This is a genomic window from Bacillus sp. ATD, from assembly GCF_050585765.1.
Classification (GTDB): Bacteria; Bacillota; Bacilli; order Bacillales; family Bacillaceae; genus Bacillus; species Bacillus stercoris.
Genome location: NZ_JBOBQH010000003.1, coordinates 67,019 through 86,165, shown reverse-complemented (window position 1 = coordinate 86,165; position 19,147 = coordinate 67,019). Strand labels below are relative to the sequence as shown.

Here is a 19,147-nt window from a genome sequence, read left to right as displayed (position 1 = left end):
TGTTTTGTTGCTTCATAAGGAGGAAAAAATGAAAAGACTAAAGGCCCTTTTTATTCTGATGAGTATTCTTATAGTCACATGCTCTTGTGATTTACAACCGACAGGGAATAAGACAGAAAGGAACAACAATAAAACTGGTTTAAAAAATATAAGTAAAGGAGATTTTATTGTTGGATTTTCACACACATTAGACAGAGGTTCTGAGTTAGCAATATATAAAGATGATGGATCAGTAGAGGATAGTATCATGATAAAGGACGGAATTAATCTTAGCACATCATCATACAATAAAGATGATACGTTTTTTTCTTCAAACAGAAGCAATAACCATTTTATGATCAATAACAAAACTGGACGTATTAAGAAATTTAATGATAAAAGCTTATCTAAAGCAACCGAAGATGAAGGAGCTTTTTTCATTAACACTTCAGAGAATTATGTGTTACATGATATAAACGTTGGGTACACTGACTCAGGATTACAAGGTGAATTGGTTTATTGGAAAGATGACAAACAAAAGAAAAACCAAATTAAACTTGATGGAGAGATTGTTTCAGCACAAGTCCTAGATAATAAAATTTACGCTATTACGAGTGATGAAGAGAATATGTCCATCATCTCAATTAATCCAAAAACGAACAAGCAGGAAAAGAAGGTCTCCATTCCAAATAAGACTGTTTATTTCACAGATGATAAAGATGCATTCCAAACTTTTGATAAAAGAACATTTATGTTAGCTATTAATGATAATGTAAATGAAAAAGAAGCTTCAAAAATACTATTGATTGATAAGGAGACATTAAAAACAAAAAAAGAAGTTGTAATGGAGAATGGATTCATCCCAACAAAATTAAAAAGAATAAATGATGAGATCGTTGCTGTCTCATACAATGGAAAAGTTAGCTTTTTTGATGAAAATCTAAATAAGAAAAAATCTTTCAAATTCTATGCAGGCAATAGTGAAATGTTATTGAATGATATTAAATTTGATGATAGTAACATGTACGTCCTTATCAAGGGGTTTGACATGCAAAAAGAGAATGTCTTAGGGGAAATAACCTCCTATGACTTAAAATCAGGGAAAAAGGTTAACACAACACCATTAAAAGCGAAAAAAGAATGGGAAATTGCACGTTTTGAATTATTGCATAATGAATAAGATTAGGAGGATATCTCATTTGGGTGGTCCTGCATTTTTAATACTACTAGTACTGCCGGCTGTATCATTTATCTTAGGGATAATAGGATACTTTATTTTCAAAAGAGTATGGGTAACAACCTTGATTATATTTGTACTCTCTTTAGTTTTTATGCTAATTGAAATAGGGTTAGAGCCGACTTTTTTAATCTGGGTGACTATCATGACAGTTGTATGTTTTATATCTGGAATTCTAACTAAATCCATTGCAACTTTAATTAGAGGATGATAGCAGAAGCGAAGCGTTACGATAACTTTGACAGCATATTTGTCGTACATTTCTTTCAATGAAACCCTAAGTAATATGGCAACTTGATTTGCTCCTAATTAACCCCCTTTTATAAGGGGGTTTTATTTATTACCAACATTTACATCGAACTTTTGTTCTTATTTATATTGAATAAAGAACATTTGTTCTGTTGATATTAGATCGATAAAGGAGTGAGTCGATATGCTTAGAGATCGAGGAACAATCAAATGGACATCAATGATGCTTCCAGAACATTTAACACAACTTAAACAAGATTTGATTGATGTATCAAAAATTGAAAAACCATCCTTAGATGACCAACAAATTGAAGAGATGGATATACTCGTCTCTGAGGCACTTGAATTTAATAAAGAGTTGAGATTTAAACTCTTTAACAATGGATTCGTTGAAAATGTCATCGGCAGAGTCCATTACATTAATTTTGAACAACACAGGCTTCATGTAAAAGACCAGAATGACAATACAGTTTATATCAACATGAATAACATCATAGGAGTTACATACAATGATTGATTACTCGCAATTTCCACGTAAGAATATACTTTGTGTCGATATGAAATCCTTTTATGCTTCTGTATCGGCTGTAACAATGGGGCTTAATCCTTTAACATGCTATCTTGCTGTTGTCGGAAATACGGAGAGACAGGGAAGAGTAGTGTTAGCTGCATCTCCTGCACTTAAAAAAGATTTTGGAATCAAAACAGGATCGAGATTGTTCGAGATACCTGAAGATCCAAGAATACACATTGTAAATCCGCAAATGAAGCTTTTCATCAGAGTTTCAACTGAGATTACAAAACTGTTTTACAGATTTGTTCCTGAAAAATGCGTCCATACGTATTCAATTGATGAATCTTTTTTAGATGCAGGAAAAGAAAATCCTGAAGAAATTGCCAAAGCAATCCAAAGCAGCATGTCGAGAGAATTTGGTTTGATGTGCACAGTAGGCATTGGAGATAATATGTTACTCAGTAAGCTTGAACTTGACCTGGACAGTGAGAAAACAAAGAGTGGTATTGCACGTTGGAGATATGAAGATGTGCCAAATAAACTCTGGAAGGTTCACCCGTTGTCTAAAATGTGGGGGATAGGAGGGAGGATGGAAAGAAACCTGAATCGGATTGGAATATCAACTGTAGGTCAGTTAGCTAAATTTCCTTTAGAGTTGCTTGAAAAGAAGTTCGGAATAATGGGAAACCAGTTGTACTATCATGCGCATGGAATCGATTTATCAGAAATAGGAGCTCCTTTGATGCAAGGACAGATTAGTTTTGGTAAGAGTCAGATTTTACTGAGGGATTATATAAGGAGAGAAGAGATTAAGGCTGTTCTTTTGGAAATTTGTGAGGAAGTCGCAAGAAGGGCACGTACACACAACAAAGATGGTCGAACAATCAGCCTGGGTATTGGATACAGTAAGGATGATCTTGGTGGTGGATTTCATCGATCTAAAACAATTGAGCTTCCCACAAATATCACAATGGACATTTATAAATGTTGATTGATGCTCTTTAATAAGTTTTACTCGGGTAAAACAGTGAGAAGTATTTAAGTCACTCTTTCTAATATAGAGGAGGACGTGAATCAGCAGCTGAGTTTATTTGAGGTAAATAAAGAAAAGAGAAGGAAACTCGGGTTTGTGATGGATCGAATTAGAAGCCAATACGGATCGAATGCGATTCTAAGAGCAGTTTCTTATACACCCGCAGGGACAGCAATTCACAGAGCTGGGCTTACTGGGGGACATAAATCATAATAAAGGAGCTGACTTTTTACAAAACAAAGTAGTTTGATAATCTCTTTACTCTTGAATATATTTTTCTGGATTAATGAAATGTTGGAAAATATTTATTATAATTAAGAGAAAGTGTTTCGTTTTGCAAAAAGTCAATTTGTTTTAGATACGATAAAGCCTGCTTAGCATTTGTTATAATGTGCTAAACAGGTCTTGATTTTGAGAAGGTAGGTATTAAATATGCTTGGTAGCAAAATCAAATCCTTGAGTAATAGACTTCCGATTTTATTTCTATTGTGTTTTCCTTTGCCAATTATTTTATCTTTATTGTTCGTGTTGTTATTTCATGAAATATTACGTAATGCAATTTTTTCAGACTTTTTAGTGATATGTGGTTTTTTATTTACTTCAATTTCGTTATTGTTGGTTTTTATATTATATAATAAGTACTCCCATGTAGATTTTGTTAAAAATAAAACTGACATAGTATACTTAAACGGAAAAGCAAAAACGGAGCTCATGCAGTCTTTAAAGGATATTGGTGAATGTATCTCTAAAGGTAATGTTACAAACACTTTTAAAAAATCTTGTTTGAACGTTCTTCATATATATAAACTACTAGATAAAACTGAGGGAGAGCTGTACTTAAAACCATACCAAACAGAGATTAGAAACTTAGTAAGTCTTATAAACAAAAATAAGCTTACGTCTGAAGAATTGATTCATTTAGAAGGAAATAAAAATAAAGAGGTTATTGATAGATTAATATATGATCTTTTAATGTATTTGGAACGTATGAAAGAAGGGGTTGATTGAAATGAATAGTTTCAAAAAAGAGGACATAAAAGTATTAGAGAAGATTTATAAAAACCGCGATAAATATGAATGGACTACTTTAGAACATGATGAAATTTGGAGAGGTATTGACTTTCCTACTGAAGCAGAAAACAGAGGGCATGTTTTGTCAGTTGAATTAAAAAAAAATTTTTATGTTTTAACAGGAACATATCAAACTCGTTTTTATTATGAAGAAGAGAAATATTCATGGGATAAGAGAACTTTTGTTTCTTTTATTGTTTACAAGTATTCTCATTCAAACAGTATTGCATTTATTACTGACGAAGATTATCAGAAAGAATTAAGAGACAAGGATCAATTTCACTTCCAATTGTCTTTTTCCTCTTCTTCCAAACCAAACATAGTTGAAGAGATCTATAAATCTGCTAACCGTATTGCTTATGACATACCTAGTATTTATGATGATATTCTTAATGAAGATGATTAGGGAATGCTTAAATAGTTGAATCACAGAGATTTATGCTACATGTGTAAAGTGATTTTGAAAATCCATATAATATCTGTCAATGATGTTATATCATTCATATAAGCCTACTGAAGAATAATGTACTCAATTTTCAAATGCCCTCTGATTCATATGATATAAGCCTTTAGTGAAAGTTAACCATTAAATTTTATTTTAAAGACAAAAGACCGCACTATAAAATATAATAAGTGCGGTCTTTTTAATTTAATGAGTTAACAATTAATCAAGAGTTGGCAATTGGTAGCCCTCATTGTTCAATAATATTTCTAATGGGTTTAACATTAAACAAAAAACTTGGTCGGTTGAATAGAAGTAATATTCCTTTTAGCTTCATGGAACTCTTTGTCATTCGAGGATGAAAAGCCACTAAAAATTGCTAATCCAACGACAACTGACAAGGTGGCTAATGCAAGTTTAAATTTCATATAAACACTCTCCTCTTTGTATTTGGATTCGGGCGTCCACCATTACGTCAAAAAAGGTGGTTGAGTTTTCAAATTGCCCTATCTCCTTACAATAATTAGCCGTGTCGAGTGCTAATTCCTCTAAATCTGGATACATAACATTATCTTTTAGTACAGAAAAAGTTTGAAAAACTGTGCGTTTATCTATAGAGTCGATATATAAAGCTTTTAAGTAATTAAACTCAGCAACTAAGACATCATCGTTTATGGCTTGTGCTTTCTCGATTCCTTTTTTATAAAGAATAAAGCCTTTTTCAATATCCTTCATTTTGAAGTGAATTTGTGTCAGTGTAAATAACGTGTGAGGGAGAAGATCACTTTTATCGTTTTCGTACAATGAGACTGCTTGTTCAATATATTCAGCAGCTTTGTCATACTCTTTCATCTTATAATAACAGTTTCCCAAATTATATAATGATGCACCAATTAGCTTGTGTTTGTTTATGGCTTTTGAGTCTTTTAAGGCTCCCTGAAGATGCGGAACTGCTTTTTCATGACTTTCCAGATCATCAAAGTTGCCTGCTACAACAAAAGCACATTGTATTCGGCGAACAGTATAAGTTTTTTGGTCTTTATAAATGTTAAGGGCTGCTTCAGCATAGTGCATTGATACATGGGTTTGTTTCATGTGATAATACACTTCTGCCATTTTAAAATAGAACTCTGCTCGTTCAATTTCATCTGTTACTAAAGCGAGCTTTTTCTCAGCAATTTTATATGACCTTATTGCTTTTATATATTCCTTCTTATCAAATTCGTGCATTCCTCTAAAGAAATTGCAGTAGTATTCCAGGACACCTTTAAGTTTTGTTTGGTTACTTTCAATCTTTTCTAATAAGTCTGAAATTTTAGGGCGTTCTTCATTCAAGGACTTAGGTTCAAGGTAATCGAGCATTAGCTGATGACGAAAACACATTAGTGAATAATACAACAATAAGTCTTGGTCTTCCTTCATATGTTTTATTTCTTCTTCAACCTCTGCTTTTAATATCTCTGCATCTGGAACGGCGAACATCCGTATGTATTTATACCACTCATTGATTTTAACTCCAACTGCGGATGACGGAATTAATTGCTCCATTGAAATCCCTCCCTATATGTATCCAATAGACTAATATGTCATATTTTATCACATTTAAATGAATAAGGAAGATTAATGTTATCTTAAAAAACGAAAAAAAACCTTCTCAATTAAGAGAAGGGTAGAAGGTTTATCTCGGTGAATCATAATCCATTGCTTGTTCACTGTCAGAATCAGTTGATTCAAGTAAGTGGCAATATTATTGAATATTGAATAAGGATAGTCATTTAAAGAGGTTATTGTTGTCTTCATATCGAAATAAAGATGAAGTAAATGTGAGGGGGGTTACTTTAATGCATATCACAACAAAAAGGTTATTGATACGTGAATTCGAATTCAAAGATTGGCAAGCTGTATATGCGTATACATCAGATATTAATGTGATGAAGTATATACCAGAAGGGGTTTTTACTGAAGAGGACGCAAAAGCATTTGTAAATAAAAACAAAGGTGATGACGCTGAAAAATTTCCTGTCATACTAATAGATGAAGATTTACTTATCGGCCATATTGTTTTTCATAAGTATTTTGGTGAACATACATATGAGATTGGGTGGGTGTTTAATCCGAATTATCAAAATAAAGGGTATGCTTCTGAAGCTGCGCAGGCTCTCTTGGAATATGGATTTAAAGAAATGAACTTACATAGGATTATAGCTACTTGTCAACCTGAGAATATTCCATCATACCGAGTTATGGAGAAGATTGGAATGAGAAGAGAAGGCTTTTTTAAAAAGTGTATTCCAAAAGGCAATGAGTGGTGGGATGAATATTATTACGCTATTTTAGAGGATGAGTGGAATTGAACTATACTGATCTAACGTTAATCATTTTATAACCGATCTTCTCACTTTTGCCTTAGTATGAATTGATCTATGTTGAATTGCTTAATATGTCATTGAACTCAGAGAATAAAGTGAACCTGCAACAGATGTCCATTATCTTTTAGGGGGTTCCAAAAAGACCATATTTCTATCGATCGCCCAGAGTGAAAATGGTATACTAAAGTTACAATCATAGGAAGGCCAATTTTTCTAGGTCTACATAAAATCATCCGATTAACCGAAAGTGAGAATGTGTGAATGAATGTAATAGGGTATATGGAGGAAAGGTTTCAAAACCTCGAATTAATTCCTAGCATCTATAATCAATGGGGAACAGGAATCCATTTTTGTCTTGGGGAAAATATCTATCAACTCAAAGCAAATGAAGAATTGAATCTAAAGATGTTTCAGATTGTATATGAACAAACCTCAATCATTTTTAATGAATTATTCGAACAAAATGATGACATATTCCTTGTGGCGAATATGTATAAGCACAAAAAGAAAGAGAAATGTATAAGAAAATTAAAGGTATATCAACCGTTTCTAAAGTGTAAAAATCTTTTGAATCAAATGATGGTGAAGACATATCCCTACCCTTTCGAAATCAATAAAGCTGAAGAATATGAGATGCAGCAATTTTCCTTGTTATGCAAACCTCGAGACTTACGTGTAACTGAATTACTTAAAGCCGCCAGTAACGAGGATTTCCCATTGAAACCGAAATTCGGAGGTTACTCTATTGATTACCCTGATGTTTTCTTTGTGAACATTACAAAAGACATTATTTTCTTTATCTATGATGACCGCGGATGTGAAGTCATAGCTCTTGATTTCAAACGAATACGTCACCTTTATGAAAAATACCACGACTGGGTAGAAGAGTATAAGTACGTGTAATACTCTTTTTTAATAGAAACTGAAAAAAATCTAAGTTTTATATGGCTCTAGTTCAGTTCGACAAGCCATGGGACAACAGCTAAAATGGTTTTACGTAATTAGGGAAGGATTCTAAAGGTCGGGCTGAGAAATGAATGATTCAATTAGTTGTCCATTTCAAAAAACCATATGCTGATGATGAGGATTGGATTAAATTAAGTGTCAACAGAAAGGAATGGGAAATTTCAGAATTGCTTGACTTTACTTTATGATGAAAGGGGTCGAGTAAGATGGATAAAAAAAAGGATGAAATACAAAGAAAGTATAGGGAGCAAATGAGGGAGAAGAAAGAACGAGAAAAAGAAGATGGCAGTTCACACACTTTTGAAATTGTTGTTGTGCTAGCCATTATCATATTGATGTTTTTCTTTAATTCAGTATTTAAGGCTTTTTAGATATTGTACAGATGACTTTCAGGATTATTGAAAAAATAACCCTTTGAGGTATTAGTATTGAATGGCTTATGAAAATTCAAGAGGCAGTTGAATCTTAAATAATTAATTACCAAATATTGGGGATAGAAAATGAAATTGTATAATGAATTTATCAATATAGCTAAAATTTTTAATAAAGAGCTAGACATCATTCCATTATTATATGGCTCTTTAGGTCTTGAAAAGGTAACTGGGTTGGGCTTTTCCCCAGAAGATATTGATATCCTTATTCCTTTAAATTTTTTAGAGGAAAAGTGGGGAAAACTAAAAAAAGTGATGGAACTGCATGGATACAAAATGGTTGATTTACATGAGCATGAATTTAAGAAAACTAATACCAAAATAGGCATTGCTTACATTGAGGATTTAAAACCATTTGCAGATGTAGACTATAATAACCTAGAGGTTTTTGAAGATGACGGAGCGAAATATCATTTGCTAACGATTGATGATTACCTCAAGGTTTATAAAAAGTCTTTATTAGATGGCTATAGAAGAAGGAAGAAGAATCATAAAGACCAAAGTAAAATTAACATATTGAATAAATTAATACAGAATTAATTTCTGTATTCTCTTTTGTTTTCACCCTCAATTAAATTTTTAAGATTAAAATACGTTTGAAAGGAAAAATCATAGTGTTTAACAAAGCCATTAGTCCTCAGACAGTCAAATAGCCATTTCTACTCCTGTTGAAAGCTTCTCTGTTTTTGCTTCTTATTTATTCCTGTATTGATATATGTATGTAGGGTTGGACTTATAACATAAACTACTCTGGCCATTCCTTTTCTTTCTACTCATGACCAAGCTTGCCATACGCTAACAGTCTCCATACATCCTGTAACACCTTTATCAAACTCTTAAATGCAGCTTACCACTAACCAATTCCTTATTTCGCATAGATCATCTTTGTCATGTGGTTACACAAGAATCTGTTTTCGGACTGATCGTTGTTAATTGATACATGACATTCGCAAATGTTTGAGACACTGAATATAACGAAAGAGTCAAAAATCAATATTAATTTCATTCCTGTTTAAACTTTCTGAAAAAGATGTTGAAAAAGTCAAAGGGATTTTATAATATTAAGTCAAGTTAGTTTGTTCGGTCAACAAACTAATGAGGTGAATTTTAATTGTCTATCGATAAAGCTCTTGTTAAATATGGATGGAAGGGGGAATTATAACAAACAAAAGAAAGAAGCTTTTATCCTTTTTCAGCATATAAAGTATGACGAAAAAAGATGAGTTTACTGCTTGCTGATCACCATTTAGATGATGAAAATGCTCTGTTTTGAAAGCGCTTTTATAAACACGTCAAGTCCATAAGTTTGAGGGGATTTTTAAACCGTTTCACACTGTTCCATATTAAAGGATCGAAAAGGGGAGAAATCATGCTCAGTGAAAATGTAAAGAAGATTAGCATGGTTGAAAAAGTTGGATATGCGTCTGGAGATTTTGCGTGTAATTTAATTTATGCAACAGTGTCTACTTATCTTTTGTTTTTCTATACAGATGTATTTGGTTTATCGGCAGCCGCCGCCGGTACTATGTTCTTAGTGGTTAGAATAATCGACGCACTCGCTGATCCTTTTATTGGAACAATAGTTGACAGAACGAATAGCAAATTTGGACGCTTTAGACCGTATCTTTTATTCGGAGCTTTTCCATTTGTCATACTGGCCATACTCTGTTTTACAACTCCGGATTTTTCGGATATAGGGAAATTAATATATGCCTATATCACCTATGTCGGCTTGTCGCTTACATACACAATGATAAACGTGCCATATGGCGCGTTAACATCTGCAATGACCAGAAATAATCAAGAAGTGGTTAGTATAACGTCTGTCCGTATGTTATTTGCGAATCTTGGGGGACTTGTCGTTGCATTTTTTGTTCCTTTACTGGCTGCTTATTTAAGCGATACTTCCGGCAACGAATCTCTTGGCTGGCAACTAACCATGGGAATTTTGGGAATGATAGGCGGGTGCCTTTTAATTTTTTGTTTTAAAAGCACAAAAGAGCGTGTCACTCTTCAAAAATCCGAACAAAAAATTAAATTTACGGATATATTTGAGCAGTTTCGTGTTAATCGTCCACTTGTTGTATTAAGTATTTTCTTTATCATTATTTTTGGAGTGAATTCCATCAGTAATTCGGTGGGCATTTATTACGTAACGTATAACTTAGAAAGAGAGGATTTGGTGAAGTGGTACGGTTTGATCGGAAGTTTGCCCGCTTTGGTCATTTTACCGTTTATTCCAAGGCTACATCAAATATTGGGGAAGAAGAAATTACTAAACTATGCATTATTACTGAATATAATCGGCCTCTTAGCTTTACTGTTTGTTCCGCCAAGTAATGTATACCTCATACTTGTCTGTCGCTTAATCGCTGCTGCTGGAAGTCTCACTGCCGGGGGATATATGTGGGCGCTTATTCCTGAAACAATAGAATATGGAGAGTACAGGACTGGGAAAAGAATGGGCGGTCTCATATACGCTATTATCGGATTTTTCTTTAAATTCGGCATGGCCTTAGGAGGAGTTGTTCCGGGTCTGGTTCTTGATAAGTTTGGATATGTGGCAAATCAGGCACAAACTCCGGCGGCATTAACGGGGATTTTAATTACAACCACCATTATTCCCGTGTTCTTGCTGGCTCTGGCTTTAATTGATATTAATTTCTATAACTTAGATGAGAAAAAATATAAAAACATGGTTCGAGAATTAGAGAATAGAGACAAAGTTTATTTGGATCATATTGATGATTTCAAAGCTTAAAAAAGAAAATAAACTGAGGAGGAGTCCCAAATGAAGATTACCAATCCAGTCCTTAAAGGATTCAATCCCGATCCAAGTATTTGCAGGGTAGGAGAGGATTATTATATCGCTGTATCTACATTTGAGTGGTTTCCGGGAGTCCAGATACATCATTCAAAAGATTTAGTCAATTGGCGCTTAGTTGCACACCCATTACAGAGAGTTTCACAATTAGACATGAAAGGAAACCCTAATTCAGGTGGGGTTTGGGCACCATGTTTAAGCTATAGTGATGGAAGGTTCTGGCTGATCTATACGGACGTTAAGGTAGTAGATGGCGCTTGGAAAGATTGTCACAATTATTTAGTGACTTGTGAAACGATTAATGGTGATTGGGGAGAGCCGATATCATTAAACAGCTCGGGGTTTGATGCTTCTTTGTTCCATGATACGGATGGGAAAAAATATTTATTAAATATGCTATGGGATCACCGTATTGACAGGCACTCCTTTGGAGGAATTGTCATCCAGGAATATTCTGATAAGGAGCAAAAATTAATCGGTCAACCGAAAGTGATATTTAAAGGAACTGACAGAAAGCTAACAGAAGCTCCGCACCTTTATCATATCGGGAACTATTATTATTTACTAACTGCAGAAGGAGGAACACGGTTCGAACATGCTGCTACAATTGCCCGATCTGCAAATATTGAGGGACCATATGAAGTTCATCCCGATAATCCAATCTTAACGTCATGGCATGATCCAGGAAATCCATTGCAAAAATGCGGACATGCATCCATTGTTCAAACACATACAGGTGAGTGGTATTTAGCTCATTTAACGGGACGTCCCATACATCCAGACGATGAGTCAATTTTTCAGCAGAGAGGATATTGTCCTTTGGGCAGAGAAACAGCTATTCAAAAACTTTACTGGAAAGATGAATGGCCCTATGTAGAAGGTGGAAAAGAAGGAAGCTTGGAGGTAGAAGCGCCTTCTATACCCGAAACCATGTTTGAAGCAACGTACCCGGAAGTTGATGAATTTGAGGATTCAACATTAAATATAAATTTTCAAACTTTAAGGATTCCATTCACGAATGAATTAGGTTCATTGACTCAAGCGCCAAATCATTTACGATTATTCGGTCATGAATCATTAACCTCGACATTTACTCAGGCATTTGTAGCCAGACGCTGGCAAAGCCTCCATTTTGAAGCGGAAACAGCTGTAGCGTTTTTCCCGGAAAATTTTCAACAAGCTGCTGGATTGGTGAACTACTACAATACAGAGAACTGGACGGCTCTTCAAATCACGTATGATGAAGAACTCGGCCGTATTCTTGAATTAACAATATGTGATAACTTTTCTTTTTCACAGCCATTACACAATAAAATTGTTATTCCTCGTGAAGTAAAGTATGTATATTTAAAAGTAAATATCGACAAGGAAAAATATTATTATTTCTATTCTTTTAACAAAGAAGATTGGCACAAAATTGATATTGCATTGGAATCGAAAAAATTATCAGATGATTACATCCGTGGGGGAGGATTCTTTACAGGAGCCTTTGTAGGGATGCAATGTCAAGATACCAGCGGTCATCATATTCCGGCCGACTTTAGATATTTTCGTTATACAGAAAAATAAAGTGTATTTGAAAAAGGAGGCTCTATTTTAGGACTCCTTTTTCATCTTAGAATGTGCCTATATATAACAAACAAAAAGCTCATCTTTAAAGATGAGCGGAGAGCGACATTACATTGTAACCATATCCAGAAAATGATCAATCACAATGGAGGACATTCCTAATGCCGGTGCATTTTTTCCTAAGGAAGATGGTAATAATTCATAGCTATTGCCTAATTGGGAATAAACCCTGGACGATACTTCGCTTCTAATTGAATTTAAAACCATAGGATGGGATTCAATTATGCTGTTTCTTAAAATGATGGCTTGTGGATTGAATGTATTTAGAATATTGGTAAGGCCTATTCCTAAATAGAATCCAAAATTCTGTAATGCATGTAAGGTGCTGATATCATTTGCATGGGCGAGCTCTATGATATCTTGATAGGACACTTTTTTCTCTTTCGTCTGAAGCGATGTTAATAAAGCCTTTTCTGAAGCATACAATTCCCAGCAACCTCGGTTTCCGCAACTGCATTTAGGACCATTAAAGTCAATTGTCATATGTCCCATTTCTCCAGAGAATCCGCTTACCCCTCTATATAAATGGTTGTTGATAATAATACCGATCCCTATCCCTGTACTGATACTTGCATAAATAATGTTATCGTGATTTTTTGCAGCACCAAATACTTTTTCTCCATATGCGCCAGCATTTGCCTCATTTTCAACAAAAACAGGCACATTGAACTTCTCATGTATAGAAGATTTTAAGTCGATATCTTTCCAGTTAGAGTTCGGAGTGAAAACAACTTTTTGATTTTTATCAATGAGTCCTGGCACACAGATGCCTATACCAATAAGACCGTAAGGAGATTGAGGCATATGCGTAATAAAGTGATGAATCATATCAATTAAAATGTCTTTCGTTATTTCTGGAGAATTTGATCCTAAATGGTGGTGTTGATCAAGAACGATCGTCCCTTCAAGGTCTGTTAAAATACCATTGATATAATCCACACCCACATCTATTCCTACGGAGTATCCTGCCTTTTTATTAAAAACAAGCATGACAGGCCTTCTTCCGCCACTTGATTGACCTTGACCTATTTCAAATACAAGATTTTCTTTCATTAATGTGTTTACCTGTGATGAAACAGTTGATTTATTTAATCCAGTCATTTCAGATAATTTTGCTCTTGAAATCGGTGAATTTTTAAGTATTTCTTTTAATAATAACTTTTGATTTACTTTTTTAACAAAGGCTTGATCTGCGATATCCACTTCATCCACTCCATTTGTATAACCTTTAAATTAAGTATGAACATAGTACATAGCGAATCTTCCCTTTATTATATCTAATGTGTTCATAAAAAACTAAAAAAAATATTGAAAATACTGATGAGGTTATATAAGATGAAAATAAGTTAGTTTGTTCAGGCAACAAACTAACAAGCAGCTATGAAATAAATACATCTGTATTTGCATGATCTGTTCTGAATTTATTTTTAAGGGGGAAATCACATGGCTCAATCTCATTCTAGTTCAGTCAACTATTTTGGAAGCGCAAACAAAGTGGTTTACGAAGGGAAAGATTCGACTAATCCTTTAGCATTTAAATATTATAATCCTCAAGAAGTAATCGGCGGAAAAACGATGAAAGAGCATTTGCGATTTTCTATTGCCTATTGGCATACATTTACTGCTGATGGCACAGACGTTTTTGGAGCGGCTACGATGCAAAGACCGTGGGATCACTATAAAGGCATGGATCTAGCGAAGGTGAGAGTAGAAGCAGCATTTGAGATGTTTGAAAAACTAGATGCACCATATTTTGCTTTTCATGACCGGGATATTGCACCAGAAGGAAGTACGCTAAAAGAGACTAACCAAAATTTAGATATGATCGTGAGCATGATTAAAGATTACATGAGAAATAGCAACGTTAAGCTATTATGGAATACTGCAAACATGTTTACAAATCCCCGTTTCGTCCATGGCGCTGCGACTTCTTGCAATGCAGATGTGTTTGCGTATGCTGCAGCACAAGTGAAAAAAGGGTTAGAAACAGCAAAAGAGCTTGGCGCCGAGAACTATGTATTTTGGGGCGGCCGTGAAGGATATGAAACATTGTTAAATACCGATTTAAAATTTGAGCTTGATAATTTGGCAAGATTTTTGCATATGGCAGTGGATTACGCGAAGGAAATCGGGTACACAGGGCAGTTTTTGATTGAGCCAAAACCAAAAGAGCCGACCACCCATCAATACGATACAGATGCAGCAACAACCATTGCCTTTTTGAAGCAATATGGCTTAGACAATCATTTTAAATTAAATCTTGAAGCCAATCATGCCACATTAGCCGGGCATACATTCGAACATGAATTACGCATGGCAAGAGTGCATGGTCTGCTTGGCTCTGTTGACGCGAACCAGGGACACCCTCTGTTAGGCTGGGACACAGATGAATTTCCGACAGATTTATATTCTGCGACATTAGCAATGTACGAAATTCTGCAAAATGGCGGCCTTGGAAGCGGCGGATTAAACTTTGACGCGAAGGTCAGAAGATCTTCTTTTGAGCCTGATGATCTAATATATGCCCATATTGCAGGGATGGATGCATTTGCAAGAGGATTGAAAGTCGCCCATAAATTAATCGAAGATCGTGTGTTTGAAGATGTGATTCAACACCGCTACCGCAGCTTTACTGAAGGGATTGGTCTAGACATTATAGAAGGAAGAGCTAATTTCAATACACTTGAGCAATATGCGCTAAATAATCAATCAATTAAAAACGAATCTGGAAGACAGGAGCGATTAAAAGCGATATTGAACCAATACATTTTAGAAGTGTAATGGGATAAGCTCCAGATCCTGCGATACAAAGTCACCGAACTACCCGTCATAATTCCTTTACTCTTTCTGATTGTTATGACGGGTCCTTTCTATAATTAGGATTTATTTAAAGTGAATGGTTTTTTTAAGGGGAAGGAGTGAAAAAAATGAAGTATGTCATTGGAATAGATCTTGGGACGAGTGCTGTTAAAACCATTTTAGTCAATCAAAACGGCAAGGTTTGTGCAGAAACGTCCAAACGTTATCCGCTCATCCAAGAGAAGGCGGGATATAGTGAGCAAAATCCTGAAGACTGGGTGCAGCAAACAATTGAAGCATTGGCTGAATTGGTTTCTATATCCGATGTTCAAGCCAAGGATATTGACGGGATAAGCTATTCGGGACAAATGCATGGGTTGGTGCTGCTTGACCAAAATCGTCAGGTGTTGCGTCATGCAATTCTTTGGAATGATACCAGAACGACGCCTCAATGTATCAGGATTACCGAGACATTTGGCGATCATCTGCTTGACATCACAAAAAACCGTGTACTAGAAGGATTTACATTACCTAAAATGTTATGGGTGAAGGAAAATGAACCCGAACTTTTCAAAAAAACGGCTGTTTTTTTGCTTCCAAAAGACTATGTGAGATTTCGTATGACTGGTGCCATTCACACTGAATACTCCGATGCAGCAGGGACTTTACTTTTACATATTGCCCGCAAGAAGTGGAGTGATGATATTTGCAAACAATTTGGTATACCTGTAGATATTTGTCCTCCGCTTGTTGAATCTCATGATTGTGTAGGATCGCTGCTTCCGAACGTCGCCGCGGAGACAGGACTATTGGAAAAAACAAAAGTGTACGCTGGGGGAGCGGATAATGCTTGCGGTGCTATTGGAGCGGATATTCTTTCTTCCGGCAAAACATTATGCAGTATTGGGACCTCAGGGGTCATACTTTCCTATGAAGAAGACAATGAAAGAGACTTTAAAGGGAAAGTGCACTTTTTTAATCATGGAAAAAAGGATTCTTTTTATACGATGGGAGTCACGCTCGCTGCAGGATACAGCTTGGATTGGTTTAAAAATACGTTTGCGCCAAACGAATCGTTTGAGCAATTATTGCAGGGGGTGGAATCTATTCCGATAGGAGCCAATGGACTGCTATACACTCCTTATTTGGTGGGTGAAAGAACGCCGCATGCTGATTCTTCTATTCGGGGAAGCTTGATCGGAATGGATGGAGCCCACAAAAGAGAGCACTTTTTGAGGGCGATAATGGAAGGTATCACATTCTCTTTGCATGAATCAATTGAGCTATTCCGCGAAGCGGGAAAATCAGCTAATACTGTCGTTTCTATTGGTGGGGGTGCTAAAAATGAAACGTGGCTGCAAATGCAAGCTGATATTTTCAATGCGAGGGTGATTAAGTTAGAAAATGAACAAGGCCCAGCCATGGGAGCGGCTATGCTGGCTGCTTTTGGAAGTGGGTGGTTTGAATCCCTTGAAGATTGTGCAAAGCAGTTCATTCGTAAGGCTGCTACATTTTATCCAATGGAACAAAATGTCCAAAAATATAAAACACTATTTGATTTGTATAAGAACATTTACACTCACACAAAGGATCTCAATACAGCTTTGCAGAGCTTTCGAAAAAACGAATGACAATGGAACAATTAGCGACGAATCACCATCAAAGGCATTATCTGTTAACAAAATTGAAAACGTTATCAAAAAATCATTTCATGCAATTCTATTTTCAAAAAAACAATAGGCTATTACATTATAAACTAAGCTTTTTAGGGGGATTGAGAGAATAATTCTAACTACCATGGCAGCCTCTTTTGAAAGGTGGTGAGCACAACGGTAAGACCAAATACACCCTCATCAAACAGGAGGAATACCAAATGAAGCAAAAAAGAATGAAGTTTTTGTTAGTAGTTTTATTTAGTCTAGCACTGACATTACCTGCATGGTCCGCACAGGCGGCAACTACAATCACCTCAAATCAAACTGGCTCCCAAGATGGCTATGATTATGAATTGTGGAAGGATTATGGGAACACTAGTATGACGCTAAATAGCGGTGGCGCGTTTAGCGCCCAGTGGAGTAACATTGGGAATGCTTTATTCCGAAAAGGCAAGAAATTCGATACAACCAAGACTCACTCACAACTTGGAAATATATCAATTCGTTACAACGCAACCTTCAATCCGGGAGGAAATTCATATCTGTGTGTTTATGGATGGACAAAAGATCCGCTCGTAGAATATTACATCGTCGATAATTGGGGCACCTATAGACCGACTGGAACGCCTAAAGGTACATTTACTGTTGATGGAGGGACATATGACATTTATGAGACCACTAGAATCAACCAACCTTCCATTATAGGTATCGCAACCTTTAAACAGTATTGGAGTGTCCGGCAGACAAAACGAACAAGCGGAACCGTATCTGTCAGCGAACACTTCAAAAAGTGGGAAAGCTTAGGAATGCCAATGGGTAAGATGTATGAAACCGCACTTACTGTAGAGGGATATCAAAGTAATGGCAGTGCTAATGTAACTACCAATGTATTGACTGTTGGGGGGAAAAGTCAATAATCCTTCCTCTTGGTTTACGATGAATATGGGCAGTATGTTCATGCACAAATAACCCCTCACATTAACGTGAAAGGGGTTTTTTATTATCTACACTTTTTATATTATTCAAAAAGATTCATGTTACAAAAGCTAGATCAACTCTAACTATTAGGAGTTGCGAAATCAGCTATCTCGTGTGCTATACACAGAAAATTTCACAGGCAGTGTTTTTCTATTTCACACAGCCATGAAAACCTCTATTGGTCACGTATCCATTCTTGCTCCAGATGGAAAGTTTTTCTGATTTTGCTTCTTGCTCATCTAGTCTGAATTGGTCTATGTATTTGGTGTTTGGCTCATATACATATGCTACTCTGGCCAATCCTTCTTTCAACAATGTTTCCTGAACAGATTTGCCGTCAGCATAAACGTAAGCTAACAGTCTTCCATACTTATCTCTGCGATCGCCTTTATCAAATTCCAGCTGCAGCTTACCGCTGTTGACCAATTCTTTATTTCGTTTTGACGCATCCTCACCGTATGGCTGAACACAAGAATGCGGTTTCTTCGTCTCAGGTGTATCAACGAGCAAGTAGCGGACTGTGTCTTTTTTTCCGTTGTAAATAACCTTAATCGTATCTCCATCAACTGTTCTATCTAATGTAACATCCACCAATTTTTTCTGATTTTTTGAATGAGGCGTTCCAGCCCCTTGTTCTGGCTGTTTATATTCATTAGAGTGAGTATGCTCAGTCTCACTAGAACCTGACTGGTTTGTTGCTGTGCGATTTGATCCGCAAGCTCCCAAAGTCATACTTAAAACGATGGCGATCATACTGACCAAAATCTTCTTCATATTCATTCCCTCTTTATCATTTTCTCTTTTCACGTTTAAACATCAACATTATAACGATATGGACATTTTTTGTGAATGGAAAATGCCTATAACTTCAGGGGAACTTCTTACACTGAAATTGCCAATGGTTAACTTTGTAATAAGGTGACCAAAATATTACCATCATAGAAGGAAGATAAACAATTCTGAAAATGATA

General features: G+C 35.6%; 18 protein-coding genes and 1 pseudogene. 15 read left to right on the top strand and 4 right to left on the bottom strand.

Translation table 11 applies throughout. The features are described from left to right. Positions 1 to 28 precede the first annotated feature (28 nt). The 6 genes and pseudogenes from ACQXR1_RS08700 to ACQXR1_RS08675 all read left to right on the top strand — a co-directional run bounded on the left by ACQXR1_RS08700 (position 29) and on the right by ACQXR1_RS08675 (position 4,489). Complete coding sequence (locus tag ACQXR1_RS08700; RefSeq protein ID WP_069839316.1) at positions 29 to 1,159, top strand: hypothetical protein; 1,131 nt, start codon at positions 29 to 31, stop codon at positions 1,157 to 1,159. Beyond that, a complete protein-coding gene (locus tag ACQXR1_RS08695; RefSeq protein WP_059335910.1) occupies positions 1,152 to 1,427 on the top strand; it encodes a DUF2651 family protein in 276 nt (91 codons plus the stop codon). Before ACQXR1_RS08700 ends, ACQXR1_RS08695 begins: the two co-directional genes overlap by 8 nt. Before the next feature lie 222 nt (positions 1,428 to 1,649). After that, complete coding sequence (locus tag ACQXR1_RS08690; RefSeq protein ID WP_430772008.1) at positions 1,650 to 1,982, top strand: YolD-like family protein; 333 nt, start codon at positions 1,650 to 1,652, stop codon at positions 1,980 to 1,982. Beyond that, positions 1,975 to 3,225, top strand: a pseudogene (locus tag ACQXR1_RS08685) (DNA polymerase thumb domain-containing protein). Before ACQXR1_RS08690 ends, ACQXR1_RS08685 begins: the two are co-directional and overlap by 8 nt. Positions 3,226 to 3,444: 219 nt before the next feature. Then, positions 3,445 to 4,020: a hypothetical protein gene (locus ACQXR1_RS08680; protein ID WP_430772007.1), complete on the top strand. Its 576-nt coding sequence runs from the start codon at positions 3,445 to 3,447 to the stop codon at positions 4,018 to 4,020. 1 nt (position 4,021) lies between these two features. Beyond that, positions 4,022 to 4,489: a hypothetical protein gene (locus ACQXR1_RS08675; protein ID WP_430772006.1), complete on the top strand. Its 468-nt coding sequence runs from the start codon at positions 4,022 to 4,024 to the stop codon at positions 4,487 to 4,489. 320 nt (positions 4,490 to 4,809) lie between these two features. On the opposite strand, the gene ACQXR1_RS08670 is transcribed toward ACQXR1_RS08675, so the two are convergent. Both ACQXR1_RS08670 and ACQXR1_RS08665 read right to left on the bottom strand, forming a co-directional pair. Beyond that, a complete protein-coding gene (locus ACQXR1_RS08670) occupies positions 4,810 to 4,953 on the bottom strand; it encodes a hypothetical protein (RefSeq protein ID WP_153801665.1) in 144 nt (47 codons plus the stop codon). Next, positions 4,943 to 6,073: a tetratricopeptide repeat protein gene (locus tag ACQXR1_RS08665; protein ID WP_430772005.1), complete on the bottom strand. Its 1,131-nt coding sequence runs from the start codon at positions 6,071 to 6,073 to the stop codon at positions 4,943 to 4,945. Before ACQXR1_RS08665 ends, ACQXR1_RS08670 begins: the two co-directional genes overlap by 11 nt. Positions 6,074 to 6,366: 293 nt before the next feature. Here ACQXR1_RS08665 and ACQXR1_RS08660 point away from each other — a divergent pair, with 293 nt between their 5' ends. From ACQXR1_RS08660 to xynB, 6 genes are all read left to right on the top strand, one after another. After that, positions 6,367 to 6,879, top strand: coding sequence for a GNAT family N-acetyltransferase (locus ACQXR1_RS08660; RefSeq protein WP_430772004.1), 513 nt, complete (start codon positions 6,367 to 6,369; stop codon positions 6,877 to 6,879). A gap of 276 nt (positions 6,880 to 7,155) precedes the next feature. Continuing rightward, positions 7,156 to 7,797: a DUF3885 domain-containing protein gene (locus ACQXR1_RS08655; RefSeq protein ID WP_040083078.1), complete on the top strand. Its 642-nt coding sequence runs from the start codon at positions 7,156 to 7,158 to the stop codon at positions 7,795 to 7,797. A 269-nt stretch (positions 7,798 to 8,066) separates the two neighbouring features. Then, positions 8,067 to 8,231: a hypothetical protein gene (locus tag ACQXR1_RS08650; protein WP_003231681.1), complete on the top strand. Its 165-nt coding sequence runs from the start codon at positions 8,067 to 8,069 to the stop codon at positions 8,229 to 8,231. Between the two features lie 129 nt (positions 8,232 to 8,360). Further along, entirely contained in the window at positions 8,361 to 8,831 is a 471-nt protein-coding gene (locus tag ACQXR1_RS08645) for a hypothetical protein (protein WP_430772003.1), read from the top strand. An 829-nt stretch (positions 8,832 to 9,660) separates the two neighbouring features. Beyond that, a complete protein-coding gene (locus tag ACQXR1_RS08640) occupies positions 9,661 to 11,052 on the top strand; it encodes an MFS transporter (protein WP_430772002.1) in 1,392 nt (463 codons plus the stop codon). Between the two features lie 30 nt (positions 11,053 to 11,082). Continuing rightward, complete coding sequence (xynB, locus tag ACQXR1_RS08635) at positions 11,083 to 12,684, top strand: xylan 1,4-beta-xylosidase (protein WP_430772001.1); 1,602 nt, start codon at positions 11,083 to 11,085, stop codon at positions 12,682 to 12,684. Between the two features lie 108 nt (positions 12,685 to 12,792). On the opposite strand, the gene xylR is transcribed toward xynB, so the two are convergent. After that, entirely contained in the window at positions 12,793 to 13,947 is a 1,155-nt protein-coding gene (gene xylR / locus ACQXR1_RS08630; RefSeq protein WP_430772000.1) for a transcriptional repressor XylR, read from the bottom strand. Positions 13,948 to 14,187: 240 nt separating this feature from the next. On the opposite strand from xylR, the gene xylA reads away from it, so the two are divergent. From xylA to ACQXR1_RS08615, 3 genes are all read left to right on the top strand, one after another. Next, entirely contained in the window at positions 14,188 to 15,525 is a 1,338-nt protein-coding gene (xylA, locus tag ACQXR1_RS08625) for a xylose isomerase (protein WP_071581672.1), read from the top strand. 146 nt (positions 15,526 to 15,671) lie between these two features. Beyond that, on the top strand, positions 15,672 to 17,174 hold the full coding sequence (gene xylB, locus ACQXR1_RS08620; RefSeq protein WP_430771999.1) for a xylulokinase: 1,503 nt from the start codon (positions 15,672 to 15,674) through the stop codon (positions 17,172 to 17,174). Positions 17,175 to 17,416: 242 nt separating this feature from the next. Beyond that, positions 17,417 to 18,115: a glycoside hydrolase family 11 protein gene (locus tag ACQXR1_RS08615; protein WP_040083068.1), complete on the top strand. Its 699-nt coding sequence runs from the start codon at positions 17,417 to 17,419 to the stop codon at positions 18,113 to 18,115. 211 nt (positions 18,116 to 18,326) lie between these two features. Here the strand turns inward: ACQXR1_RS08615 and ACQXR1_RS08610 are convergent, their stop codons facing one another. Then, positions 18,327 to 18,950: a thermonuclease family protein gene (locus tag ACQXR1_RS08610; protein WP_168780950.1), complete on the bottom strand. Its 624-nt coding sequence runs from the start codon at positions 18,948 to 18,950 to the stop codon at positions 18,327 to 18,329. Positions 18,951 to 19,147 lie beyond the last annotated feature (197 nt).

What these genes read in the sequence shown, in the direction of transcription:
- ACQXR1_RS08695 (WP_059335910.1), top strand. Translation starts at nt 1,152, where the DNA reads ATGAATAAGATTAGGAGGATATCTCATTTGGGTGGTCCTGCATTTTTA.
- xynB (WP_430772001.1), top strand. Translation starts at nt 11,083, where the DNA reads ATGAAGATTACCAATCCAGTCCTTAAAGGATTCAATCCCGATCCAAGT.
- xylB (WP_430771999.1), top strand. Translation starts at nt 15,672, where the DNA reads ATGAAGTATGTCATTGGAATAGATCTTGGGACGAGTGCTGTTAAAACC.
- ACQXR1_RS08665 (WP_430772005.1), bottom strand. Translation starts at nt 6,073, where the DNA reads ATGGAGCAATTAATTCCGTCATCCGCAGTTGGAGTTAAAATCAATGAG.
- ACQXR1_RS08660 (WP_430772004.1), top strand. Translation starts at nt 6,367, where the DNA reads ATGCATATCACAACAAAAAGGTTATTGATACGTGAATTCGAATTCAAA.
- ACQXR1_RS08615 (WP_040083068.1), top strand. Translation starts at nt 17,417, where the DNA reads ATGAAGCAAAAAAGAATGAAGTTTTTGTTAGTAGTTTTATTTAGTCTA.
- ACQXR1_RS08610 (WP_168780950.1), bottom strand. Translation starts at nt 18,950, where the DNA reads ATGAAGAAGATTTTGGTCAGTATGATCGCCATCGTTTTAAGTATGACT.
- ACQXR1_RS08675 (WP_430772006.1), top strand. Translation starts at nt 4,022, where the DNA reads ATGAATAGTTTCAAAAAAGAGGACATAAAAGTATTAGAGAAGATTTAT.
- ACQXR1_RS08700 (WP_069839316.1), top strand. Translation starts at nt 29, where the DNA reads ATGAAAAGACTAAAGGCCCTTTTTATTCTGATGAGTATTCTTATAGTC.
- ACQXR1_RS08690 (WP_430772008.1), top strand. Translation starts at nt 1,650, where the DNA reads ATGCTTAGAGATCGAGGAACAATCAAATGGACATCAATGATGCTTCCA.
- ACQXR1_RS08670 (WP_153801665.1), bottom strand. Translation starts at nt 4,953, where the DNA reads ATGAAATTTAAACTTGCATTAGCCACCTTGTCAGTTGTCGTTGGATTA.
- ACQXR1_RS08680 (WP_430772007.1), top strand. Translation starts at nt 3,445, where the DNA reads ATGCTTGGTAGCAAAATCAAATCCTTGAGTAATAGACTTCCGATTTTA.
- ACQXR1_RS08655 (WP_040083078.1), top strand. Translation starts at nt 7,156, where the DNA reads ATGAATGTAATAGGGTATATGGAGGAAAGGTTTCAAAACCTCGAATTA.
- ACQXR1_RS08650 (WP_003231681.1), top strand. Translation starts at nt 8,067, where the DNA reads ATGGATAAAAAAAAGGATGAAATACAAAGAAAGTATAGGGAGCAAATG.
- ACQXR1_RS08645 (WP_430772003.1), top strand. Translation starts at nt 8,361, where the DNA reads ATGAAATTGTATAATGAATTTATCAATATAGCTAAAATTTTTAATAAA.
- xylA (WP_071581672.1), top strand. Translation starts at nt 14,188, where the DNA reads ATGGCTCAATCTCATTCTAGTTCAGTCAACTATTTTGGAAGCGCAAAC.
- ACQXR1_RS08640 (WP_430772002.1), top strand. Translation starts at nt 9,661, where the DNA reads ATGCTCAGTGAAAATGTAAAGAAGATTAGCATGGTTGAAAAAGTTGGA.